Origin of the sequence: Burkholderia aenigmatica, assembly GCF_048627025.1 — a bacterium.
GTDB lineage: Bacteria > Pseudomonadota > Gammaproteobacteria > Burkholderiales > Burkholderiaceae > Burkholderia > Burkholderia aenigmatica.
This window is the reverse complement of record NZ_CP184471.1, coordinates 168,811-190,161: the sequence shown is the minus strand read 5'-3', so window position 1 is coordinate 190,161 and position 21,351 is coordinate 168,811. Positions and strand designations below refer to the sequence as shown.

Sequence of the window (21,351 nt, the reverse complement as noted above, 5' to 3'; positions counted from 1 at the left end):
TCTCCATTGAGGAGTACAAGATGGCCGCTATTCTCTGCTCCAATGCTGCACCCGGTCTTCCGATCGCCGTCACCAGCGTGGACGTACGACAGGCGTTCCGAGCGGCTGGAATGAGAGCTCGTGTTGCCGATCTGGGCATGAAGTTCCGGATTTGTGACCTCGACAGGTCGCAATACGGAACCGAAGTCGAACGTGTTGCGAGGGATCTGAAGTTCACCGATTCCCTCGGGCATCTGGGCGGACAGTGGAACACATCGACCGAGTTTGTTGCTTACAAGCCGGGAAAGATCGTTCGTTTGTCGGCGCAGTGATGAAACTCAGTTTCGATTTAGAAGTCAGCGCCGCTCGTTCGTAAGGCGACGGACGTTGAATCACAACTCAACCCTGGTGGGGAAGCATTCCCGCCGGGGACGCTTCCTTGCCCAAGTTATAGGAAGCGTCATGAAACACATCATCGAAGCCACGGGAAATCTCAAGTTCCTGATCGAAAACGATCGTGACCGCGAGATACTCGAGGACATCAAGGGCCGCGTAGGTGGTAACGACGTCCGGTTCCTGGACGACATGCTCGATCAGTTGGGCTTTCTGGGTAACGCGAAGCTCTTCGGGATCGCCCCTGTCGACGTCGGTGCCCTGACGGACGCGCCGATGCTCTCCGATGCAATCGATTTGCTGGACGATGGCAGCATCGTTGTTCTCGGGAACGTCTGGTGGTATCCGAACTACCAGGTCGAGGACTTCGCAGAACGGCTGATCGAGCGCGGCAGCGTTACGTTTCAAGCTGCAGCCTGATTCGCTTTTTTGGAGCCGCCATCGAGGTGGCGCTCATGTTTTAACCCTGTGGGGACGCACATCCCTCAGGGTGTGTGCTCCTCGCAATTTCCAATGAGGAGTACAAGATGGCAATTTATCTCTGCTCGAACGCCCACATCAGCACGCTCGCGGCCTACGCCGTGCAGCACCAGATCTGTCTGCCGCATCTGAAGCTGGATTACCGCGGTGCAGCGGCCGGAACCTGGATCGCGGGCGAGCTGTTCAAGGCGAACGTCAAGGCGGTCACCAAGCAGTATGGCAAGTGCGAGATCCAGGTCCCGCACGCCTACCTACCGATGGCGACGCTGCCGGAGCCGGTGGTAATCCTGAAGCTTTGTGAGGGATACGAGTGCCAGGTCGAAGGGCTCGACGACTACCCGTCGTTGCTCGCCGGCAAGATCATCTCGGCCCTCCGTGCCAAGGCGATCCGGATGTTGCCCGGCTACGAGTCGGCGCCGTGGTGTATCTCGGATCAGCGGTTTGCAAGCTGGTCCGATCTCAACGGGGCCGTCGCGTCGTCTGCGTTGGCTGTTGTTCACTAACTCATCGGGGAGCAGGCATCCCGGATGGGGTGTCTGCCTCTTCGAGCTACTCAGGAGCAGACTATGGGCTACAGCGGTACCCGGAATATTCCGGGCAAATCGGCAATGGAGATGTTGCGGCATGTCGACACCCACTACGCCGGGAAAAAGGTGGAAAACGACGTGGCGACCTACGAGGTTGTCGATGGAAAGCCCGGGCGAGGCGGTCTCTGGTTCGTCGTGCGCATGACGATCAAGGTGACTGGCGAGGGCTTCAACTATGCGGAATTCGTGAAGATCTCCCGTGACCAGAAAGAGTTCTGCTGGAAGCCGATCTGGGAGTTCTCCGACCCGGGCGAGACGTCCATGCCGAGGTCGCTTTTCAATCAGCTCACGCCGATCGAGAAGATACCCGCCGGATCGGGCCGAAACCTGGACAACGCCGCAGCTTGGCGTGACGCTCAGCGCAGGGCATACGAGCAGAAGTCGCTCGAGAGTGCCGCGGCGCCGAACGCCGGAGATGTCATCGTGTTCCGCGATCCGATCGATTTCCAGATCGGAAACGAGACCGTGACGATCCAACGTTTTCGTGTCCGTGAGTGGGGGCGTGCCCGGCGGTTGACCCCGCTGGTCGGAAACGGAGAGGCTGGCTTCAATGCCAAGCTGAGACGCTCGACGTGGGACACAAACCCGTTCGAGGTGGAAGGGCGACTGGCGGATGTCGTGCCGGTCGTTGATATGGCCGTACCGTTGCCAGCTCAGCAACGCCAGTTGCAGCAGGCAGCGCTGTTCTGAAACGTGCGGAGATTTCGTCCGTTCAAGATGGCCCGGCCGCGTAAGCGTGACCGGGCTTGATGTCCAAACCCGCGCGGGGATGTCTCCCCGCGCGGGAGACATCCTCGTCATCTTTGAAACCGCAATGAGCCGAAATCGCGAAAACGTAGTGTGGCCCAGCCGGAACGGCACCTGGAGTCGGGGATTCTTCGACTACTACCAGACGGGTGACGATCCGGAATGGGATGTCGAGTACGACTACGACACCTTCATGTGGTGTTCGACGGGGCATCCGACGATGGAAGCCGCCTGCACCGCCTGGCGTGGGTCGAATCCGGGAGGCATGAACTCGTACGACACGCCGAGCGTCGAAACCGACCGACTCGATACGATGGCCGAGAAGTACGCGGCCGCCCAGACCGTTGCAAAGCAGCGCTCGTAGTGATCTGATGCAGCTGACGACCCGCCAGTCCCTTCGGGGTGCTGGCGGGTTTCCTTTTTTGTGCGATTACTTCCTGTCAGGAAACTATGGCACAATGCCTTTGCTTTGATTGGTAGCTGGGCCATTTTCCAGCCAAACGCGGATTTTTCCGCACTTCCATGTCGGCCGGAACCCCGGCTATCTACCCTTGCGGGGCATTCATCCCGCCGGGACGTCTGCTTCGCGTACATTGCACAGGAGCGGAGCTATGAATCAGCAATCCAGTCCGGAAACGGATCTCAAAAAGGCGAGTGTCTCGCGCGAAGTCGCTGGCGCAATCCTGAAGGCCGAGGTCTCCCCGTGTTCCTGGATGAATTCGAAGTACGGTTTCCAGATCACGGTGACCATGTCGGACGGCGGCGGAAATGCGTTCGTCCATGAGAAAGAACTCGCTTTCGCAGATGCGAAGGTCGGTGACATGAGCCGGCTGCTCGAGACGATCGGCGTGATCGCGTGTGTGAAGTGCGGCAAGCCCGCCTTCGATCCCGATACCGTGCGAACGAACCGAGAGAAGAAGTGCGAGCGATGCTTCATGGGCGAGCTCAATGCGGAGTTCGAAAAAGGGCGGGAGAAGGCTGCCCGTCGAATGGCCAACAACGACGCCAAGTACAAGAAGCAAGGCTACACACATCGCGTCGACGCATGGATTCACCGTGACGGCGGCGATGACGTCGCTGTCTCGTACTACATGAAGGACCCGACGGACGCTCAGATCCAGGCGGAACTTCGCAAGGCACGCAGCGTCGTGCTCAATGACTACAAGCTGATCCAGCTCTGAATGAACCCGCCGCACGTCTCGATCTTCGGGGCGTTCGGCGGGTTTTTCATTTCCGCGGAGGGAATTGCTGCGCCTGGGGGCGTGTGCTAGGCTATCCGCTGGATGCCATCCCAACCTGCCGGCGGGTTAAACAGGCGGCTTACTCTCATTTCGCAGGACGACCTTTTGTCAGGTCTGCATGGAATCGCCGGTATGTAGACCTTGATCAAAAGGACTCGTCATGCCGTCAGCATTTCTCAGCCGGAATTCCTTCAATCAACTCAAGCGGGCGGCCAGGCAACAGTTGCCGGGCGTTCAACACGCCCATGTCCTTGAAGCTCTCGCGCGTGCGCTTGGCCAGAACAACCTGGCTGCGCTGAACGCCAAGTTGGCGGTCGGTGAAGATAACGCGGTGCGATTCTTTCTGTTTTCCGACCACGATCTGCGTATACGCTTGGCGGAACTCGGGTATCCAGATGCTCTGACGTGGGACATCGACTTCTCGAGCCTCACGGACATTTTCAGGGTACCGAAGCCTTTCCCGACGACGCTCGATGCTTTGCAGGCGGATGGGACCATTTCGTTCGAGCAGCGCCGGCACTTCGAGCAGCTGATTGACCAGCGCAAATCGATTCTGATCATCGGTACTGTTGGATCCCGAAAGACGACCCTGATGCACGTCCTGCTCAATGAGATGTCGGTCCGGGCGCCGCGGGAAGAATTCGTGCTTTGCCAGTTCGTTCAGGAGGGCCCGGAGTTCGGGCCGAACGTAAAGCGATTTGTGCATAACGAATTTTGGCCGGGTGGATTTCCCGCCTTTGGCCATCGCCGAGTGGCTTTCGATGAAATCAGGGACAACACTGCACTCCGCGTTCTCAATTCCTGGCTTTATTATGGTGCTGGCCTGGCGACTATGTATGCGAGCAGCGTTGACGAAGCACTCGCAAGAATGACGCGAGTGTTGGGCGGCCCCGGGGTCGAACTGATTCGAGAAGCTGTTGATGTCGTTATCCGCATGGAGCGCGGCGAAATGCCCAAGGTTGCAGAAATCGTCACTCGGGACGAGCTCCAGAAGCGGTCCGAGCCGCCAGAGTTCCAACAGGAATTGCGTCAGCCGGCCAATTACCGGATGCCACCTCCCGAGGACGTCGGTCGCTACGTCCTTCAGGATTTGAAGACCCTCATGGGCGGGCGATTTTCGTCGGGCGAACAGCTTCCCCTCGACCAGAATATGCCGATCACCAACGACGATCTGCGCATGCCGGACGCTCAACCTCACCAGGATGGTCTTGCGTTCACGCCGAAGCACTGGTCGCAGACTGCGGATGGCAGTTGGGAGCCTTCGCCAGCGAGCATTTTCGGAACCAGTCATCAAGCGCTGCATGGCCGGCAAAATGACGTACTGACGCAAGAGCGAATGGATGAAATGAGCCGGATCATCGCCGAAGGCGGCAGAGTAGTTTTCTTCGATCCGAAGGTCGACACCGACGTTGGGAGGGTTTTGAGCGGCACATCCGGATCGACGACCAAGACGCACCAGAACAGACCCGTATCGCCACCGGATTCCGACACCACCAGTGACGTCAAGTCCGACTAGGCCCGGAATGCCGCTGTTCTGGTAAGATTCTCGGCAGTTTCGACGGTAGCTGGGCCATTTCCAGCCAGAAGCGGCTTTGCCGCCTTTACTCAACCCATGCGGGGCACGTTCCCGCTTGGGATCCTGCTTCGCGTCATCAGGAGCAGGATATGCAGACCAACACGGCAGACACGGTTTCTGTCGACATCAAGGTTCCGGCAGAGATGCCGGAGTTCTCCGAGGACCTGATCTACAGCCCGCGCATGCGGGTTGTGCGTGTCGGGCAATCCCTCAAGACGTGGCGTGTTGCAGACCAGACGTTCGAATCCGATCCGGCGACTCCGGTAGGAATCGAGCAGACCGTTCTCGGCATGCTGGCGGACCTTCGCTTTCTGTGTGACGAACATGGGCTCGATTTCGCTCGAATCGATCGAATGGCTTATGGCGACTACACGGTGGCGAAGAACGAAGCTCGCCGCGAGGCGGCGAAGCAAGCTGAATCCGCAGCGGCAGACAATGTGCCGTCGGCATCACTGAAGTTGCAGGTGCTGGGGATGTATAGCTACGCCGCGGTCTCTCCGTTGGATGGGTACCAGTATCTCGCAGGTTTCGTTCGAGCTACCACCGTCTCCAAGGGGACCGGTATCTTCGTCGTCAACGGCGTACTGAATCGCGCTACCTACAAGAAGCTGATCGAGGAAGCGCGTGCTGCGCAGTTGCAGGTCGATCGCGTCGTGGTGTACGGCGAAATCGCAACCTACACCGGCGCCGGCATCAGTTTCACCAAGTTCGACGAGCTTCCCGGCCTCGATCGGGGATGAGCTTCGTCGTGTTCAATCCCGAAAGGAGGGGTATGCAGACTCAAGCAAAGCCGAAACCGTTTCGGGAACTGACCGGACTTGCCTTCGTGTCAGGATTGATCGTGTTGTCGCCGTTGTTTCCCGGTGCGTTCCGCATCCTGTTCCTCTGCATCAACGTCGTTGCCTTCGTGATGTTCGTCGAAGACAAACGCCGGGCAGTGGAGCGGGAGAAGCGCATCAAGGAAACATGGCTGCATCTGATCACCCTCGGAGGTGGTTTCGTAGGCGCCCAACTGGGCAGGGCTACGGCCAGGCACAAGACACTGAAGCCGGCGTTCGACGGCGTCTTCTGTGTCGCATGGCTGCTGTGGCTCGTGGCGTGCGTTCTCTACTGGCTCTACGTCAGGAGATGACGAGATACCGGTACCGGGTCGATGGCGGAATTCCGCTGTCGCCCGGGATCGGGATTTGATCCTTAGGCTGGGTTCACCGGCCACTATTTCAAACCCATGCGGGGCATCTCAGTCCCGGTGGGCTGTGTGCTTCGCGATTCAATCAACGGAGCACATATGAACCAGCAAAGCGGCAAGTCGGTTGTTGCCCAGTTTCACGAAGCGGCAGTACGTGTAGCAATCGCCTTCTGCCGTCAATTGGCGTTGTCGTTGACGGAAGCGGAACTCACACTCGTCCGTGAACGGAACCGCGTCGAAGAAAGCGCAGGGGTATGCCATACCCATGACTTCTGTGACGCGAACATGCTGATGCTCGATGCCTTTGTAGAATGCGGCCGTGCCGAGAATCAGGAAGCCTGTATCGGCGACGAACTGCATCCTCTCTGGAATTCTGAGTGGAAACTGGCTGCTGAGGCTGACTTCCGCGTTGATGCATTTCGCGGGCCCCGTGGATTCCAGGCTGAAGCGGATTCCGCCGCGGTGAAAGCCCCTTTGAACCCCATTGCTACGAGCATCCTGGCGGCGGTGCAGCGCATGCAGGCGTTGAACGTGGTGATCGACGTCAATGAGACAGCGCCGTCGGTCAAAATCGACGCTCATGCGGTCCCGCACGTTCGGCAAGGCGGAATCTTCACGGTTGAGGGCGAGCGTGCCGATGGCCTGATTTCGGAGGCCCACGCCTACGTCAGCCTTGCCCAGACGGTGACGTTTGACGAAGCGATAGCGTTCATCGTGGAAGGCTACCTTGATGACTTCATCGAATTGCCAGATACGGTGCGACACGCGATCAATTCGGCCACTGTTCAGAGAAGTCTGGTTGTCGATGGAACTGATCCTTGTGGCAATTTCGCTGGTGACGGCGAAAATGCACCGTTCGTTGTCTTCGACGTTGACCGGCAGGAAAACATCGCCGGACCATTCGACACGCGGGACGCTGGTGAGAAGGCCCGATTGGCGATTCTAGAGGGTACCGCTCCGATGCTGGATGTTGGAGCCCTTCAGGCGTATCTGGAGCGCGACGAGAAACCGCGGGCGAATGGGTATCGAGAGATACGGCTCGCTGCCTATGACATCGTGATTACGCTGTTGCCCCAGGGTGGCGGTGTGATCGAGTCTTCGCTGCACGACGACGATGACAGTTCCGAAGCCAAAGCTGCGCTTGACGGCGTGGAGTCGATGATGTTGGCGCATGCTGTGGCCGGAATCGACGTTAGCTTGCCCGCGTATCTGGAGGGGATCGAGACGGCCGTTGAAGCTATCTGGAACCGATATGACGTTCTGGACCAGAAACAGCCTGAAGTGACCGTTCGCGACGCTGCAAAGGCACTGCTCAATGCTTTCGGCGGGGATACACCGTCCTGGCTGCGAGAGGAGGCTTTCGCTCTTGAAAATGCCTTGGCTCGCGAAGCCGGAGCAATCGAGGGGAAACTGCCGGCGGCGCGGGAAGGGCGCAAGCCTGAAATCGCGTCTACCGAGGTGAACTGGAAGGAAGTGGCCGGATCGCTCTACGGTGCAGTCGATTCACTGGAGACTCAGGTCAACCAGATGAAAGGGCTGTTCCCGGACGAGGACGGTCTGATTCAGGAGGCATTGGAGGAAGCCGGCGAGGCGACCCGGAGTTATCTGGCGGCGTCTCGCGCGAGTCGCAACAGCGCAATCGGACTGCTGGAAAAGCCGGTTACGTCGCGAATGCTCGCTGAGCAATATCCGATGAAAGGCTCGATGCCTCATGCGGTCGTGCATCAGCTGTACCAACTGCGCGAGGCCGAAATCGCCACCCTGAGTCAACAAGCGGTGATCTTGGAGTCGGACCTCCGCGAACTTGATCGAGGTGGACGGACTGTCGTCGCAAGCTTGCTGTATGCGAAATGTGATGACGTCGCCCGTAACGCGCTCTTGCATGACGAGCACCCGCACGTGCGTAGCTGCGCAGTGATTTCGCGCTCGGAACTTGAGCAGGAGACTGGGCACAAGCCGTCGACCCCATCGATCGACGTGTAATCGATAAGCCTGAAATCCGCCCGCCGTGTGCTCCCTGAGAGTGCGCTGCCCGCACCACAAAGAAGGTGTTGTCACGGGGCGGCGCTATGGAGCCAATGCGGGGTCGGCATAAGGGCGCCACTTGAGGGGCGGCACATAGGCGCCAGTCCAAGGGCGGCGTAATGGCGCCACGTTAGGGGCGGCGCATAGGCGCCAGCAGCATCAGGGCGAGAACGCGGTTCGAACTTTCCGAGTCGGTACGCTCCGTTCTTTTTGAACGGAGCGTCCATGGCCAACAGGAGGTTCGAATTGTTTGAATACCGCCAAGTCCTTGTCCGCATGCGGCAAGGCGATTCTGACCGCGACATCGCGCGCGGCGGTTTGATGGGGCGCAAGAAGCTGACGACCGTGCGCCGCGAGGCTGAAGCGCGTAGTTGGCTGGATCCGGTGCAGCCGCTGCCGGACGACGCTACGATCGCGGGTGTCTTCGGGCGCACGCCGCACCTGCCGCACACCTGTGTGTCGACGGTTGAGCCATATCGCGAACAGGTCCGCGAATGGCTTGCCGCCGGCGTTCAGGGCACCACGATCCATGCCGCCCTTCAACGCAATCATGGCTACGCCGGCAGCTATTGTGCCGTGAAGCGCATGCTGCGCCATCTGGCTGCCGAGCGCAGCGTGGCCACCACAACGATCCTCGACTTCGCACCGGCCGACGCCGCGCAGGTCGACTTCGGCGCGGGACCCGTGCTGACGGTCGAGGGCATTGCGGTCCGGACGTGGATCTTCGTGATGACGTTGTGCTGGTCGCGCCACCAGTATGCCGAGATCGTGCTGGACCAGACCGTCGAGACGTGGCTCGCCAGCCACCGGCGCGCCTTCGAATGGTTCGGCGGCTGTCCCGACCGGGTCATCATCGATAACGCGAAGTGCGCGATCATCCGGGCGTGTCGATACGAGCCGGCGGTGCAACGCTCGTACGCCGCGCTTGCCGAGGGATATGGATTCCGGATCGACGCCTGTCCGCCGCACGATCCCCAGAAGAAGGGCGTCGTCGAATCGGGCGTCAAATACGTCAAGAAGTCCTTCGTGCCGCTGCGCGAGTTCCGGGATCTGGCCGACGCCAACCGGCAACTGCGCGAATGGGTGATGCAGCAGGCCGGCACTCGTATCCACGGCACCGTCCACGAACGGCCGCTGACGCGCTTCGGCGTCGAGCGCCCGTTGCTCGCTGCATTGCCGGACGTGCCGCCGGTACTGTCGGTCTGGAAGGAGGTGGCGGTCCATCGCGACGGCCACGTCGTCTACAAGCACGCGCTGTACTCTGCACCGTTCACGCTCGTCGGCAAGTCGCTCTGGCTGAAGGCGACCGATACGGTCATCCAGCTGTTCCATCGGCATGAACTCGTCGCAACCCATCCGCGGCAGCGGGCCGGCGGTCGCCACACGGTGCGAGATCACCAGCCGCCCGAAGCGCAGGCCTGGCTCGAGCACGATCCGCAGTGGTGTCTGGCGCGCGCGAAGGAGATCGGGCCGTCGTGCCACGGCGTGATCCTCGCGCTGTTCAACGACAAGGTGCTCGTCAACCTGCGCGGCGCGCAGGGGATCATCCGGCTGCGACAGAAAGTCGGCGATCAGAGGCTGGAAGCAGCCTGCGAGCGTGCGCTCGCGTTCAGCAGCGCGAAGTACAGCACCATCAAGGGCATCCTCGACAAAGGCCTGGACAGCGAACCGGTGCCGCGTCCCGCGTCGGCCCCGACTGGCGCTTACCAGAACGGCGGCCGCTTCGGCCGTGATCTCCAATCCCTGCTGATCCACTGACACCATGAACCCGAGTCCCGAATTGAATTCCATCCTCAAACAGCTGCGCCTGTCCGGCATCCTCGACTCGCTTGAGCAGCGCAACCGTCAGGCGATCGACGGGCAGCTCGCCTATACCGAGTTCCTTGCCATGCTGCTGCACGACGAGGTTGCCCGTCGCGAACACAAGAAGCTCGGCACCCGTCTGCTGCGCGCCGGCTTCGCGATGGGCAAGACGCTCGAGACGTTCGACTTCGACCGGCTGCCTACGTTGAACCGCTCACACGTTCATGATCTCGCGACAGGCCGGTATCTCGACGAGAAGGTCGCGATCCTGATCGCCGGTCCAACCGGCACCGGCAAAAGCCACTTGGCCCAGGCGCTGGGCCACTGCGCCGCCCGCCAAGGCCGCGATGTGCTGTTCATCTCGCAGACCGAGCTGCTCAAGCGATTGAACGCCGCGCGCGCCACCGGCGCCTATGACCGCAAGTTCCAGCAGTACGCCCGGGTGCCGCTGCTGATCGTCGATGACTTCGCGCTCAAACCGCTACGTACCCCGCAGGACGAGGACTTCCACGATCTCGTCGCGGCCCGCTACGAGCACGCGGCGACCATCCTGACGTCGAATCTCGACTTCGGTGAATGGGGCGCCGCGTTCCCCGACAACCGCATCCTCGGCACCGCCACACTCGACCGACTACGCCACGGCGCCTACCGGCTCGTCCTCGAGGGCGACAGTTACCGCACCCCGAAACCGATGCCAGATCCCCCTCAAAATGCAGTTGCCAAAAACGGCAAAAAACCGCAACCTTGAAACCGTTCGAATCCGCGTTTTACCCCCGGTTCTGCTGGCGCCATTACGCCGCCCATCCCCGGCTCCTTTACGCCGCCCCGCGACAGGTGTTGGCAATCGTGTTGGGCGGTGATTCTCACGAGCCTCTTCGGAGGCTCGTTCTTTTTAGTCGCCAGCATTCGGCTCAAAGTACCCGACGTTCTGTCCTCGAATCTGCCCCTTCGCCATCAGGCCGGCGGGCGCGCGAGGCTCATCGACAAAAGAGTCAATTCATGTCCCCGATGCACCCACGGCAGATAGGGAACGTCGAACACCTCGATGTTTTTGTCACACACAAACGTTCCAGAGCCTACGCTTCGTCTGAAAATCTCTTGGACTTCCAGGACAGGTGAACACAATTCTAGTTGCGGCCCCTCGGCGCTTCCTTGGGCGGCTTTTGCGACCCACTCTTTGTATGGATGAATCTTCATTTGGAGCGGGCAAAGCCGGCAAGCCAGAATCGAGGGGGTCGCCAATCCCCGAATGCTTCGACGTATCGCTTCGTTAAGCAATTTCTTGCCCAAGCCCTTTCTTCGATGGTCCTCCCGAACCTCCCAGTCGCGTAATACCATGACACGGTCGAGCAAGCTCTTGTTGACGTCGAAGCGATACGCAGCTTGCGCCAGTCCAAGTCCCGCTTCCCGTAAGTCGTCGTGGTCGTGTTCGTCTAGACACCAGGCCAGTTCGTAGGGAGACGTCTCACCCTCGCCAATGAAGAGCGCAAGTCCTAACTTGGCGATGAGCTCATCGTTACTGTCGTGAACGACTGCTTCGAATTCGTAAAGGCGCGGACCATTGGTTTCGAACCAACGGCGCACTCGGAAAATGCTCAGTTGGAATTCACCAAACGGTTCCCGAAAGGCGACTCGTTTGATTGAATCAGGGTCCATGTACCCGTAATTTTCCGCCCAATCAGTTTGCACCTTCTCTGGAGAGCCTGAGTAGAAACTCTCATAGAAGCCCGTCTCTCCAACGTCTCGAATCAGCGCATCCTTAACGGTCAAGCTGAGGAGAGGTTTGAGCGTATCGATCAAAAAATCACGGCAAATAATTCGAGACAATGGCGACGAGACGGCGCGATCGACCTCTAACGTTCGATTTCTCAAATCGCTGCTGTCTTGGTCGAACCAAGGTGAAATCTCCGAAGCAGGGCCGTATTTGGCATAAATGGTTTCAAGCTCGTGATGGACGTCAACGACCGCGTGCGCCCATCCGGAATACCCAAATCCCTTGTCGTACCTTGCGTTAGCTAGAGACAAGTCCATCATCTGACCGACCGTGATTGCGCTCAGGGACTTCCACGGAGCGCGCCGCCCGTTGACGACTGGTACTCGTGCCAAAACCGAAAGCAAGATGCTAGCTGGCGTGATTCCAAGATAGTACTGGAGTCCATGCAAAACGATTTGCATAATCTCCTTGTTTTCTCCCCAGTACACGCGCTCGGGGTCCTTCTGGAACATGATTCTTCGAAGAATTAGCTCGGCGGCCGGACGGTCGATTTCCTCGGGGCCAGCAATCAGTAGCGCTTCGAGCATGCGGCTGAGGATGGCCTGGACAAGCGGGCACACTTCGTCGGCTGGTGTCAGTTTCCAGAGCGCCGTTGTCATCAAGAGACTTTGATACCACGCACCTCGCTCTGCGTCTTCCGTTTTGGCGAAGTTGCGCGCAAAGCGGCTAAGCTCATCCCAGCTTTGAAATCCCCGCAAAGCGGCGCTCAGGTCCAGAAGTTCGTGATGGGGGTAAGAGCTTGACAGCGTTTTGGACAAAAGTTCTGCCTTTGTCTTCACTCCTCGAAGACAGGCGTCGGCAAATTCTTGACCTTCTGTACGTCCCGCAGGTACCGAGCGCCGCGCAACAGCACACGCTCTTTCAAAAAGCGCAATGTTGCTCGCTCGGCCAGTTGCCGATTCGACGGATGGCATGTTCATCTCCAAACAGGCTAGACGGCTGCTTGTTCTCCAAGGTGCTGCTCACTCGCACGCGCCCAGCCCAATCGAAGATGAAAGGGAAACCGCGTGTAAATCGTCTGCTTTCAATGCTGCCTCGGGCTTCGCCTGTGTGAGCGGCGGGGGCGCATCGGACCCGCCCAAACGCTAACATCTTTGGCCCAGTTCCGCAAAGAACCGGTAACAACCCGCTTTCACCGTGTGCTTGGTTCCGTTCGTTGGCCTCGACAACAAAAGGGTGCGGCTCCAAATCCGCAGAGGGGAACTTCAGAGGGTGACCAGGGCGGTTCGTTCCGGCAAAATCGAATCTCATGAAACGTAGCGTTCGGGGGGCTTTGGGAAATCAACCTACCCTTACCAACACCATTGTGGTAAGGGTAGGGAGTGTCGGCGGAATATTTGGGAGTGTGCCGATCTGGGGAATTTTCCCATCAGGAAGTTTGTGGCAAAATAAGTCCGTTTTCCCAACGGCAGCTAGTCCGAAATCTAGCCTTATTGCGGTGCGGTCTGACCGCAATCGATTCTCACCATCCGGTGATTCTCAACCCATGCGGGGCATCTCGGCCCTGGTGGGCGTGTGCTTCGCGGTTCATTGGAGCACACATGAAACAGCAAAACATCAAGTCGTTCATCGCCCCGATTCTCGTGGGGAAGGTCTTTCCGTACGCAGTCTTGGTCAAGGCAACCGATGCCGATGGCCCGGGTGAGTACGAGGCCAATGGCCTGATGTACGAAAACGGCCACGTGCTGCTCGAATACCCGTTCCGTCGTCCGGGGCAGAGTATCGAGCAGGCCACGGTCGAAAGCGCCGATTCGGCGAATCAGAACCAGATCGATATCACCACGGCCGTGTTGCCCGACGGGACTGAACTGACCCGCGGCGAAGCCTGGGAAGAGATCTCGTATCCGTCGAGCTGGGCCGATCGCGTCAAGGCGGCGATCGCGGCTCACGGTGAAGCGTCGTTCCTGCGCGGCGACCATCGTCTGTCCGACGATGGGCACGCGGAAGGTGCACGACTGTCTGCCGAGCTCAATCAGGCCGAAGACAATCTGTACCGTCTGCTCGGTCTGAAGGCGAACGTCGATGAGGAGCGCACCCGCATCAAGGTGGCGGTCCTTTGCGACAACTCGCAAGGTATTCCCGAGATCCGCACGTTCGAATTGCCCGTTTCCGACGTCGATATCGACGAGGGCGAGCACTACGACGTCGCGATCGAGCGTGCCGTCGCGGAAGGCTACGGCGGCAAGATGGTCGCGTTCGACGAACACGACCAGGCCGCGCGGCACCTCTTCGAGACTGCTGCCTGGTTCACGAAGTAATCCACCTTGTTTTCAACCCTTGCGGGATGCGTTCCCGCAGGGAGCGCTTCTCGCACGTACCCCCTGGAGAAGCATATGAAATCCCTTCAAGGCATGGAGATTCGCAAGCTCGGCAGCAACAAAGGCACGCCGCGCCTGTGGATCGAAGGCTCTCAGGCGAGCCGTGCTGGCTTCCTGCCGGGCATGAAGCTCAAAGCCAAGCTAGACGAGGACCGCTGTATGTTGGTCCTCGAGGCGTCGGACGACGGCGAGCGTGTCGTATCCAAGAAGGTCGTGCGCGAGCGCGAAGTTCCGGTAATCGACATCCAGAACGAAAGCCTCCTCGGCATCTTCGTTCGCATGGGCCTGACGGCCGTCCGCATCGTGGTGCAGCTGCGCCGAATCTTCGTGCTTCCGATCGCCTCGGAAGTCCGCGCGAAGGAACGGCTCGACCGGCTGAAGTCGAAGCTCGCGAATGACGAACCGCTGCTCATGGGTTCGTTCTCGTCGGGAATCGGCATCCTCGACCGAGCCGCTCATACGGGGCTGGAAGAGGCAGGCATCCGCTCGCGGCTGGCACTCGCGAACGAGATACGGGACGATTGCATGGAGCATGCGATCGAGCACAACCCGGTTTTCGACGCGCAGACTATCCTGCTGACGGCTCCGATGCAGGAAGTGGTGTTCGACAACTGGGTGATGTCTCAACTGCCCAAGCTTGACGGCATGGTGCTCGGTATCCCGTGCAGCGGGGCATCAAACGCTGGGCGCACGAAGCGGAAGCTTGAGTTCCCAGAGTCGCACCCTGACGTTGGGCATCTGATCGTACCGGCACTGGCGGCGGTGGCTCAAACCTCGCCGGCCTTTGTTGCCATCGAGTGCGTGCCCGGCTGGCTGAACACGGCGTCGGCCGCGATCGCGCGCTCGATGTTCCGAGACCTCGGGTATGTCGTCCACGAGACCGTGCTGAATGCGGCCGAATGGAACATGCTCGAGCATCGTGAACGCATGTGTATGATCGCGGTCACGCAGGGCGTCGAGTTCTCCTTCGATCTGGTCGAGCGTCCCGAGCCTCAGGCTCGCAAGCTGGGCGAGATCATGGAGGTCGTCGCGCTGGACGATAAGTGCTGGTCGCCTCTCACGTATCTGAAGGACAAGCAGGAACGCGACGAAGCGGCAGGGAAGGGATTCAAGATGACGATCGTCAACGAAGAATCTCCCAAGGTGCCGACGCTCAACAAGACGCTCGCGAAGCGTCAGAGCACCGGAACCTTCCTGCAGCATCCGGCCGACCCGGATCTTCTCCGCATTCCCACGGTACGCGAGCATGCTCGCTGCAAGGGGATCTGGGAGGATCTCGTGCAAGGAGTCACGCAGACGTTCGGTCATGAAGTATGTGGCCAGGCCGTCAGCGTTCCGCCTTTCGTCTCGGTTTTCAAGGCCCTCGGCCATGCGCTGCTGGCGTTCAAACAAGCGACGTCGATTTCATTTGCGTCGTTTGTGCGGGCCGAGGCTGTCGCGGCATAAGTTGCATCCACCCTTGGCGGGACATCGCTTCCGCAAGGGGGATGCTCGCTTCACTTTTACCCATGCGGGGACGCGCTCCCTGCCGGGACTGCTTCCCGCAGATTTTCTGAGAGAAGCAGATGAGAGCCGCAAAACAACCGAAGTTCGTCCGGTCCGACAATTTCCTGACCCGATTCGCTCACGCATGCGGGTACCTCGATAGTGCGACGCTGAACGACGACCGTCAGGCCATTTCGTTGGGAGTTGACGGGGCTTGTTATCACGTGAGAGCGCGGCCGTACAACGGCCATGCGCGCGTGTGGGAGTGCTTCGAGCTTGAAGAACGGGGAGACGCGGTCAAGTTGTTCCGCCGCCTCATTCGTGAACGCAGTGCGAAGCGCAACGTCAACCGCACGTATTCCTGACCACCCGAATGGGCGCTGCCGTCTGGAGATTCAGGCAGGGCATCTGTCAGCAGCGTTACGGAAAGTCACATTCAACCCTCGCGGGATTTCGCTCCCGCTGGGGGTGATGCTCGCGATTTCGGCCTCACGGCCATGGAGAGCATCTTGGAAGCACTAAACGGTCGGCCTCCACAGCAGCAGTTGCTGTTCGAGGTGGAACCTCCTGCGGATGCCGACTCACCGGTCGCGTTTGATCCGCACGCATACGACAAGTACGTCGTTATGTTCAGCGGGGGAAAGGACTCGGCGGCAACGGTCCTGCACCTGCTCGATATTGGCATCGATTCGAGTCGCATCGAACTCTGGCATCACGACGTTGACGGGCACGGTGAATCCTTCATGGATTGGCCGGTGACCAGCGACTACTGCCGGCGGTTCGCGGCTGAATTCGGTCTGCCGTTGTACTTCAGTTGGCGCGAGGGTGGTTTTCTTCGGGAGATGCTTCGCGAGAACCAGTCCACCGCGCCGGTCATGGCCGAAACGCCGGACGGGTTGATCCAGGCCGGCGGAGCTGGGCCGCAGAACACGCGGCGCAAGTTTCCGCAGGTCACGGCGGCTCTGTCTCAGCGTTGGTGCTCGGCCAGCCTCAAGGTCGACGTCGGCGCCGCGGCGATGCGGAACCAGCATCGCTTTTTGGGTATCCGCACCCTCGTCTGCACGGGGGAGCGCGCTCAAGAGTCCGCAGCGCGGTCGAAGTACCGAGCCAACGAGCCGGATCGTTGCCACACGCAGAGCCGGCACGTCGATCACTGGCGTCCGGTACTGCAGTGGTCCGAGGAGCAGGTGTGGGACATCATGAAGCGTTTCGGTGTACGTCCGCATCCGGCGTACTACCTTGGCTTCAACCGTGTGTCCTGCGCGCATTGCATCTTCTCGGACTGCCACCAGCGGGCGACTGAGCGAAAGCTGATGTCGGTGCGCTTCGTGCGGATCGCCGATCTCGAAAGTGAGTTCGGTCTCACGATTCACCGCACGAAGTCGGTTCATCAACTGGCCGATGAAGGCACGCCGTACGGGTATGAGGAAGAGACCGCTGCCCTTGCGCTCTCGACCGAATATACGGTGCCGATTCGGATCGCCACGACCGATTGGACGCTGCCGTCCGGAGCCTTCAAGCAGGGCGCCGGTCCGCAGTGATGTGGAAAGCAGTTCGCAGCAAACCAAGCCCGCGCGTCTTCTCTCTTGAGAAGGCCGCGGGCTTTTCCGTTCAGGAAATCCCCCGTTATTTGTGAACGTTTATCGATTGTTCACGTGAACTGTCTGACGGAAAATTTCGCATTATGCAAAGCGTCGCTCCCCGATGCGTTCCCCCGCGCAACGCCCTCGATTGGGTGCGGGAGGGCGCTCGCCTGGTGTGGCGAAAAATCATCGTACATGTGGCGGGTTCCCGAGACGACTTCCTCGGCGTTCCGCCGCAGTAGATGCCTAAAACGATTCCGGTCGAGAGCCTTCCGGCTTAACGACTGGCCACGGAGTGGACATGGCAGGGCAGTACTGGATCGATGCGGTTCAACACGAATTGGCGGTCGGGCTTCTGCGCGAGGCGCTGAAGCACATCAGTGACAAGCCATGGGAAGAGTCGACGCTGCTCCATGCGCGGATTTCGGAATTTCTGGGCGAGCCCATCAAATACCCGGATGCTGTTGTGCTTGCGCGGGCGGGCCGGCTTTGACCAAGGGAATTGAGCATCTGTAACCGGCGGGGAACACACCCGGATTCTCACTTCCCCCTTGAATCGGGATCTCCCCCTGATACGGTGGTACCACCCGGATGACAACCCGGCGCAGTAAAATGCCGAGCCGCTGGTTACGCCGCATGGATCGCTCCGGTGCGGCGCGCAGTCCGCTCGAGTGAGCGGGATCACCAATTTCTGAGGCCACTATGCCGTTTCTCGCTATCACCGCCTTCCTGATGTACGCGAATATCTTTGCCGCCATCCGGCAAATCGGAAAGCCGGGGAAGGGACCTCTGATCGGCGGCGCGCACATGCTGACGTGCCTGGTGGCATCGATCGCCTTCCTCGGTGGAACGGAGCTGATTCAGTTCAACCTGTTTGGCGGCATCGGCGGAGCTGCCTACAACTGGACGCCGCTGGCGTATTTCGTCGTCGGCTTGCTGAGCCTGATCCTGTTCGGGATCAAGTTCGTTTCGGCTACGCGGGCCGGCCAGTCGGGCGGGAATCTGAGGTTCGGCCTGTCGCTTTGGGCGGTCTTCGCAGCTCTCTATGTCTGCGGGACGGCCATCGACCACTGGATTTTCTTTCGTGACGTCAACAGATCCGGCTCGATGGACGTCGGCTTCACGGGTGAGCAGATGACCTGCAGTGGCGACGAGATCCTTGTGCGCCTGAAAGCCGATACCGCTGTTTATCGGTGCCCGAAATCGATCAGGCTGGGGCGCGACTACGCCCAGCCGTTCGTGCCGTGGCCGAGCTACGTGCAAGGCGAGAGCGCCAAGCTCAAGGCGAACGTTGATGCGGTGCAAAAGGCGGCTGCCGAGTCGAAAGACGGCGTCGTACATCTGCCGGACGGCGTGACCAAGTATCTGTCGCAGCCAACGCAAGACTCGGACTGACCTGTGCGGCATCGAGGAACTTCTCGTCAGGAATTCCGCGATATACTGATGCCTGATTTTCGACGGTAGCTGGACCGAAACCAGCCCAAAACGCACTATTCCGTGCACAACCCTAGCGGGGCAGCTTCCCGCCGGGGGCCTGCTTCGCACTTTTCAGGAGCAGGATATGTCTCAATCCTCCGTGGTTTCCCGTCGGGACGTGGTCCCGTTCAATGTCACGTTCGAGGCGACGGGCTTTACCGACGCCGATCTGTGCACTCGCGAGTTCGCTGACGACGAAGCGCGAGGTTTCAGCGAAGTTGCGATGACCGAGGGACAGTTCCCAGCCGGAATCCTTTCCGTCGTGCGGGGATGGATTTCGGAAGACGATGCGCAGAAGCCGACAGATCGCAAGGTGTTCGTCTGCGTCACGTTGCGGGTTTACGCCACGAGCGTCGACAACGCGTCTCGCACGGCTCCGCCGGCGGTACTGCTCGCGCGAATCGTAGACGCGATGGCATCCACCGAAACCGGTGAATGCCTGGTGAGCCTCGAAGGCAATTGGACGGTCACAGAAGTCGTCCCGTTCGGTGAGCTGGCAGATGGTCAAGCTGGGGAGGATCCGGCCGAGACGGTCCGTCAAGGTCGTCCGGACGGGGAATTGCGGGAAAAGCGGATTCTCGCCGTCTTTCTTCCGCAAGCCTGGGTGAACGACTACGCGACGTACGTCGACGGCCAGCAAGCCGTGGATGTGACGCAAGTCGTGCTTGAGATGGATCTGCAGAAGATTCATGCTCTCCGCGACTACTCGGATTCAACAGATGCTCTTGTCGACACTGTTGCACTCGGTCATAACGGTCCGTTCACGGTTCGTGCCAAGGACAGCATTTGCGATTTCTTCGAGGCGAAGGACCTGTCCAACATCACCGAATCCATGCTGCTAGCTGCTCGCAAGGCAGCGCTGAAAGTGCCGGAAACGACGCCTCCGTTGTGGGATCGCGATGACATCCAGTTCCCGCGCCTGCTCGCTGAAATCATGGCGACGCAGGAAAATCTCGATATGAGCGCGTTAGCGGAATCTATGGATTTGTCCGTTGAGGAAGTGTCGTCTCTGTTCGATCGTGCCGACAAGGCATGGGAAATGATCAAGGCGGAAGCATGCCCGGTCCATTCGGCGCTGGACGGTGAGCCTTCACCGACCGACGTCCGCAAGGCCGTGGTTCAGTTCGTGGTATTGCATGACGACGGGGCCGATCTGTCTTCGTGGTCGCTGGAGGAACTCGCGCGCTTTTGCGACGATGGCGGCTACCTCGGTGGCGGTCTCTCGATTGTGTCGAGCACGCCGCTCACACGAGCGCAGCTAGGCGTCGAAGCGGCCAAGCTCGGCTCGGAAGCGGCGTTCTTTATCGATCCGGATGACGAATCGCCGGGGCATATTTCGTCGTCGCGCCCGTAATCATCAACCTGCAGTTCCTGCTCGCCGCGCCCCCGATTTCCAGGGGCCGGCGGGCGTTTCTATTTGTGGTCTCGTCGTTACCAACTTTCGAGGTTGGGCTTGGTCGACCGACTGGTAGGTTTGGATATGAAGTATGTCGATAGGCCTTGGTGGAGGCCTCTTGCGAAATTGACGCCGGTCTCGCCCCCCGCACGGATTCGCCGTTGACCGACGGGTCGGGGGCATTTTGCTTTTCGTGGAGGCTTTGGACTCCGACTTACTTCCTGTCTGGAAATTCCGATATACTTGACCCGCTTTCACTGGTAGCTGGACCATTTCCCAGCCTGGCGGCGTTGCCGCAATCTCATCTATCTGCCTTCGGGCAGTATCTCAACCCAAGCGGGGCAGTTACCCGCACGGGTAAGCCTGCTTCGCGACATCAGGAGCAGGAAAATGACGGAACCAACGGTCAAGCCCGAAAGGGATGGTGTGTATAACACCGAGAACTTTCCGACGTTCATCTGTAACCACGGCAATTGGGACATTTACACAAACTCCCGAGGCCATTGTGCCGCAATTCCAACGAGAGACGCCGCAGGGATTGGATGTAAAGCATCTCAGTTTGGAGACCAAGCATACGTGAAGGCAACCCTGCCGGCGGAATATGCCGCATGGGAAGCGCTTCAGCGTGAACTGCCTCATGTCGATGTCAATGTGCATGCGCACGACGACCGCGGACAAGCCAGTGACCTCGAGCAGTTCATCAAGATCGCGGCCGACTCGATCGACCAGTTGCGCAAGGTGGACGTGTATCGCGTACTCAGTTCGGTACGTGCAGACAACATCGACGGCGTAACGCGGCTTGATCTGGCGACCTTCATCGCCGTAAAACGCGTCGATCTCGTCGATGAAGTTGCGGAGGTGATGGGCGAGGAATTCCCACAAGATGGCTGGGAGCGGACGGCGGTGTGCCAAAGCCTCGAACAGGCGAAAGCCCTCGGCTTCGACAGCGTCGCCGCGATGCGAGAGCATCAGGAATGGCTGAAGAAGAATGGAACGGCGGAGTACAAGTCGTGGGCTGCGTCGGTCGCGCACGAGCAGAAGCAATCGCGGCGCCATATTGAAGCAAAGCCGGCGGATCTCCAATCCGGGGACGTGCTGCCGTATCACCAGAACGAAGAGGTCAAAAGGGTGGAGCTGATCAACAGCCGAACCGTCTGTGTCTACTTCGTCGGCGGACGCGAGCGCAACTTCGACTCGAGCGTCATCCTCACCGCCGTACGCGTCGTAGCCTGAAGGTCACCCCAGGCGGGGCAGTTACCCGCCCGGGTTTCTGCTTCGTGTCACTCAAGCAAGGAGAAA

At 59.6% G+C, this 21,351-nt stretch carries 21 protein-coding genes; 20 read left to right on the top strand and 1 reads right to left on the bottom strand.

The features are described from left to right. Window positions 1–20 precede the first annotated feature (20 nt). The 12 genes from ACN8ZM_RS38725 to istB all read left to right on the top strand — a co-directional run bounded on the left by ACN8ZM_RS38725 (window position 21) and on the right by istB (window position 10,768). The gene (locus tag ACN8ZM_RS38725) at window positions 21–311 is read left to right on the top strand and encodes a hypothetical protein (protein WP_175026615.1); all 291 of its coding nucleotides are present in this window, start codon (window positions 21–23) and stop codon (window positions 309–311) included. Between the two features lie 130 nt (window positions 312–441). Continuing rightward, a complete protein-coding gene (locus ACN8ZM_RS38720; protein WP_025496157.1) occupies window positions 442–792 on the top strand; it encodes a hypothetical protein in 351 nt (116 codons plus the stop codon). A 107-nt stretch (window positions 793–899) separates the two neighbouring features. Continuing rightward, the gene (locus ACN8ZM_RS38715) at window positions 900–1,355 is read left to right on the top strand and encodes a hypothetical protein (protein ID WP_025496158.1); all 456 of its coding nucleotides are present in this window, start codon (window positions 900–902) and stop codon (window positions 1,353–1,355) included. A 63-nt stretch (window positions 1,356–1,418) separates the two neighbouring features. Beyond that, window positions 1,419–2,129, top strand: coding sequence for a DUF6927 domain-containing protein (locus ACN8ZM_RS38710; protein WP_025496159.1), 711 nt, complete (start codon window positions 1,419–1,421; stop codon window positions 2,127–2,129). A gap of 124 nt (window positions 2,130–2,253) precedes the next feature. Beyond that, complete coding sequence (locus ACN8ZM_RS38705) at window positions 2,254–2,550, top strand: hypothetical protein (RefSeq protein ID WP_025496160.1); 297 nt, start codon at window positions 2,254–2,256, stop codon at window positions 2,548–2,550. Window positions 2,551–2,797: 247 nt separating this feature from the next. Continuing rightward, window positions 2,798–3,367 carry a hypothetical protein gene (locus tag ACN8ZM_RS38700; RefSeq protein ID WP_025496161.1) on the top strand — a complete coding sequence of 190 codons (570 nt, stop codon included), beginning with the start codon at window positions 2,798–2,800 and terminating at the stop codon, window positions 3,365–3,367. 220 nt (window positions 3,368–3,587) lie between these two features. Then, the gene (locus tag ACN8ZM_RS38695; RefSeq protein WP_025496162.1) at window positions 3,588–4,943 is read left to right on the top strand and encodes a hypothetical protein; all 1,356 of its coding nucleotides are present in this window, start codon (window positions 3,588–3,590) and stop codon (window positions 4,941–4,943) included. A gap of 149 nt (window positions 4,944–5,092) precedes the next feature. Beyond that, window positions 5,093–5,743, top strand: a complete 651-nt coding sequence (locus tag ACN8ZM_RS38690) for a hypothetical protein (RefSeq protein WP_025496163.1) — start codon at window positions 5,093–5,095, stop codon at window positions 5,741–5,743. Then, on the top strand, window positions 5,740–6,135 hold the full coding sequence (locus tag ACN8ZM_RS38685) for a DUF1294 domain-containing protein (protein ID WP_235996343.1): 396 nt from the start codon (window positions 5,740–5,742) through the stop codon (window positions 6,133–6,135). The genes ACN8ZM_RS38690 and ACN8ZM_RS38685 overlap by 4 nt, the downstream gene beginning before the upstream one ends. 156 nt (window positions 6,136–6,291) lie before the next feature. Continuing rightward, the gene (locus ACN8ZM_RS38680; protein WP_025496165.1) at window positions 6,292–8,175 is read left to right on the top strand and encodes a hypothetical protein; all 1,884 of its coding nucleotides are present in this window, start codon (window positions 6,292–6,294) and stop codon (window positions 8,173–8,175) included. A 288-nt stretch (window positions 8,176–8,463) separates the two neighbouring features. Beyond that, the gene (gene istA, locus ACN8ZM_RS38675) at window positions 8,464–9,975 is read left to right on the top strand and encodes an IS21 family transposase (protein WP_027809980.1); all 1,512 of its coding nucleotides are present in this window, start codon (window positions 8,464–8,466) and stop codon (window positions 9,973–9,975) included. Window positions 9,976–9,979: 4 nt separating this feature from the next. Continuing rightward, window positions 9,980–10,768 carry an IS21-like element ISBmu1 family helper ATPase IstB gene (gene istB, locus ACN8ZM_RS38670; RefSeq protein ID WP_012213993.1) on the top strand — a complete coding sequence of 263 codons (789 nt, stop codon included), beginning with the start codon at window positions 9,980–9,982 and terminating at the stop codon, window positions 10,766–10,768. Window positions 10,769–10,974: 206 nt separating this feature from the next. Here the strand turns inward: istB and ACN8ZM_RS38665 are convergent, their stop codons facing one another. After that, a complete protein-coding gene (locus ACN8ZM_RS38665; RefSeq protein WP_025496167.1) occupies window positions 10,975–12,708 on the bottom strand; it encodes a GNAT family N-acetyltransferase in 1,734 nt (577 codons plus the stop codon). A gap of 627 nt (window positions 12,709–13,335) precedes the next feature. On the opposite strand from ACN8ZM_RS38665, the gene ACN8ZM_RS38660 reads away from it, so the two are divergent. The 8 genes from ACN8ZM_RS38660 (at window position 13,336) to ACN8ZM_RS38625 (ending at window position 21,285) form a co-directional block, all read left to right on the top strand. Beyond that, window positions 13,336–14,052: a hypothetical protein gene (locus ACN8ZM_RS38660; protein ID WP_025496168.1), complete on the top strand. Its 717-nt coding sequence runs from the start codon at window positions 13,336–13,338 to the stop codon at window positions 14,050–14,052. Between the two features lie 75 nt (window positions 14,053–14,127). Next, on the top strand, window positions 14,128–15,558 hold the full coding sequence (locus ACN8ZM_RS38655) for a DNA cytosine methyltransferase (RefSeq protein ID WP_025496169.1): 1,431 nt from the start codon (window positions 14,128–14,130) through the stop codon (window positions 15,556–15,558). Window positions 15,559–15,677: 119 nt separating this feature from the next. After that, the gene (locus ACN8ZM_RS38650; protein ID WP_025496170.1) at window positions 15,678–15,962 is read left to right on the top strand and encodes a hypothetical protein; all 285 of its coding nucleotides are present in this window, start codon (window positions 15,678–15,680) and stop codon (window positions 15,960–15,962) included. Window positions 15,963–16,106: 144 nt separating this feature from the next. Then, window positions 16,107–17,138 carry a phosphoadenosine phosphosulfate reductase family protein gene (locus ACN8ZM_RS38645; protein ID WP_210771977.1) on the top strand — a complete coding sequence of 344 codons (1,032 nt, stop codon included), beginning with the start codon at window positions 16,107–16,109 and terminating at the stop codon, window positions 17,136–17,138. A gap of 343 nt (window positions 17,139–17,481) precedes the next feature. Next, window positions 17,482–17,673, top strand: a complete 192-nt coding sequence (locus tag ACN8ZM_RS38640) for a hypothetical protein (protein ID WP_025496172.1) — start codon at window positions 17,482–17,484, stop codon at window positions 17,671–17,673. Between the two features lie 209 nt (window positions 17,674–17,882). Further along, entirely contained in the window at window positions 17,883–18,575 is a 693-nt protein-coding gene (locus tag ACN8ZM_RS38635) for a hypothetical protein (RefSeq protein ID WP_025496817.1), read from the top strand. A 166-nt stretch (window positions 18,576–18,741) separates the two neighbouring features. Further along, window positions 18,742–20,010 carry a hypothetical protein gene (locus tag ACN8ZM_RS38630; RefSeq protein WP_025496816.1) on the top strand — a complete coding sequence of 423 codons (1,269 nt, stop codon included), beginning with the start codon at window positions 18,742–18,744 and terminating at the stop codon, window positions 20,008–20,010. Window positions 20,011–20,628: 618 nt separating this feature from the next. Then, window positions 20,629–21,285: a hypothetical protein gene (locus tag ACN8ZM_RS38625; protein ID WP_025496724.1), complete on the top strand. Its 657-nt coding sequence runs from the start codon at window positions 20,629–20,631 to the stop codon at window positions 21,283–21,285. Window positions 21,286–21,351: the final 66 nt, after the last annotated feature.

Coding starts and splice junctions, on each gene's coding strand:
- ACN8ZM_RS38725 (WP_175026615.1), top strand. CDS start 21: ATGGCCGCTATTCTCTGCTCCAATGCTGCACCCGGTCTTCCGATCGCC.
- ACN8ZM_RS38720 (WP_025496157.1), top strand. CDS start 442: ATGAAACACATCATCGAAGCCACGGGAAATCTCAAGTTCCTGATCGAA.
- ACN8ZM_RS38715 (WP_025496158.1), top strand. CDS start 900: ATGGCAATTTATCTCTGCTCGAACGCCCACATCAGCACGCTCGCGGCC.
- ACN8ZM_RS38710 (WP_025496159.1), top strand. CDS start 1,419: ATGGGCTACAGCGGTACCCGGAATATTCCGGGCAAATCGGCAATGGAG.
- ACN8ZM_RS38705 (WP_025496160.1), top strand. CDS start 2,254: ATGAGCCGAAATCGCGAAAACGTAGTGTGGCCCAGCCGGAACGGCACC.
- ACN8ZM_RS38700 (WP_025496161.1), top strand. CDS start 2,798: ATGAATCAGCAATCCAGTCCGGAAACGGATCTCAAAAAGGCGAGTGTC.
- ACN8ZM_RS38695 (WP_025496162.1), top strand. CDS start 3,588: ATGCCGTCAGCATTTCTCAGCCGGAATTCCTTCAATCAACTCAAGCGG.
- ACN8ZM_RS38690 (WP_025496163.1), top strand. CDS start 5,093: ATGCAGACCAACACGGCAGACACGGTTTCTGTCGACATCAAGGTTCCG.
- ACN8ZM_RS38685 (WP_235996343.1), top strand. CDS start 5,740: ATGAGCTTCGTCGTGTTCAATCCCGAAAGGAGGGGTATGCAGACTCAA.
- ACN8ZM_RS38680 (WP_025496165.1), top strand. CDS start 6,292: ATGAACCAGCAAAGCGGCAAGTCGGTTGTTGCCCAGTTTCACGAAGCG.
- istB (WP_012213993.1), top strand. CDS start 9,980: ATGAACCCGAGTCCCGAATTGAATTCCATCCTCAAACAGCTGCGCCTG.
- ACN8ZM_RS38665 (WP_025496167.1), bottom strand. CDS start 12,708: ATGCCATCCGTCGAATCGGCAACTGGCCGAGCGAGCAACATTGCGCTT.
- ACN8ZM_RS38660 (WP_025496168.1), top strand. CDS start 13,336: ATGAAACAGCAAAACATCAAGTCGTTCATCGCCCCGATTCTCGTGGGG.
- ACN8ZM_RS38655 (WP_025496169.1), top strand. CDS start 14,128: ATGAAATCCCTTCAAGGCATGGAGATTCGCAAGCTCGGCAGCAACAAA.
- ACN8ZM_RS38650 (WP_025496170.1), top strand. CDS start 15,678: ATGAGAGCCGCAAAACAACCGAAGTTCGTCCGGTCCGACAATTTCCTG.
- ACN8ZM_RS38640 (WP_025496172.1), top strand. CDS start 17,482: ATGGCAGGGCAGTACTGGATCGATGCGGTTCAACACGAATTGGCGGTC.
- ACN8ZM_RS38635 (WP_025496817.1), top strand. CDS start 17,883: ATGCCGTTTCTCGCTATCACCGCCTTCCTGATGTACGCGAATATCTTT.
- ACN8ZM_RS38630 (WP_025496816.1), top strand. CDS start 18,742: ATGTCTCAATCCTCCGTGGTTTCCCGTCGGGACGTGGTCCCGTTCAAT.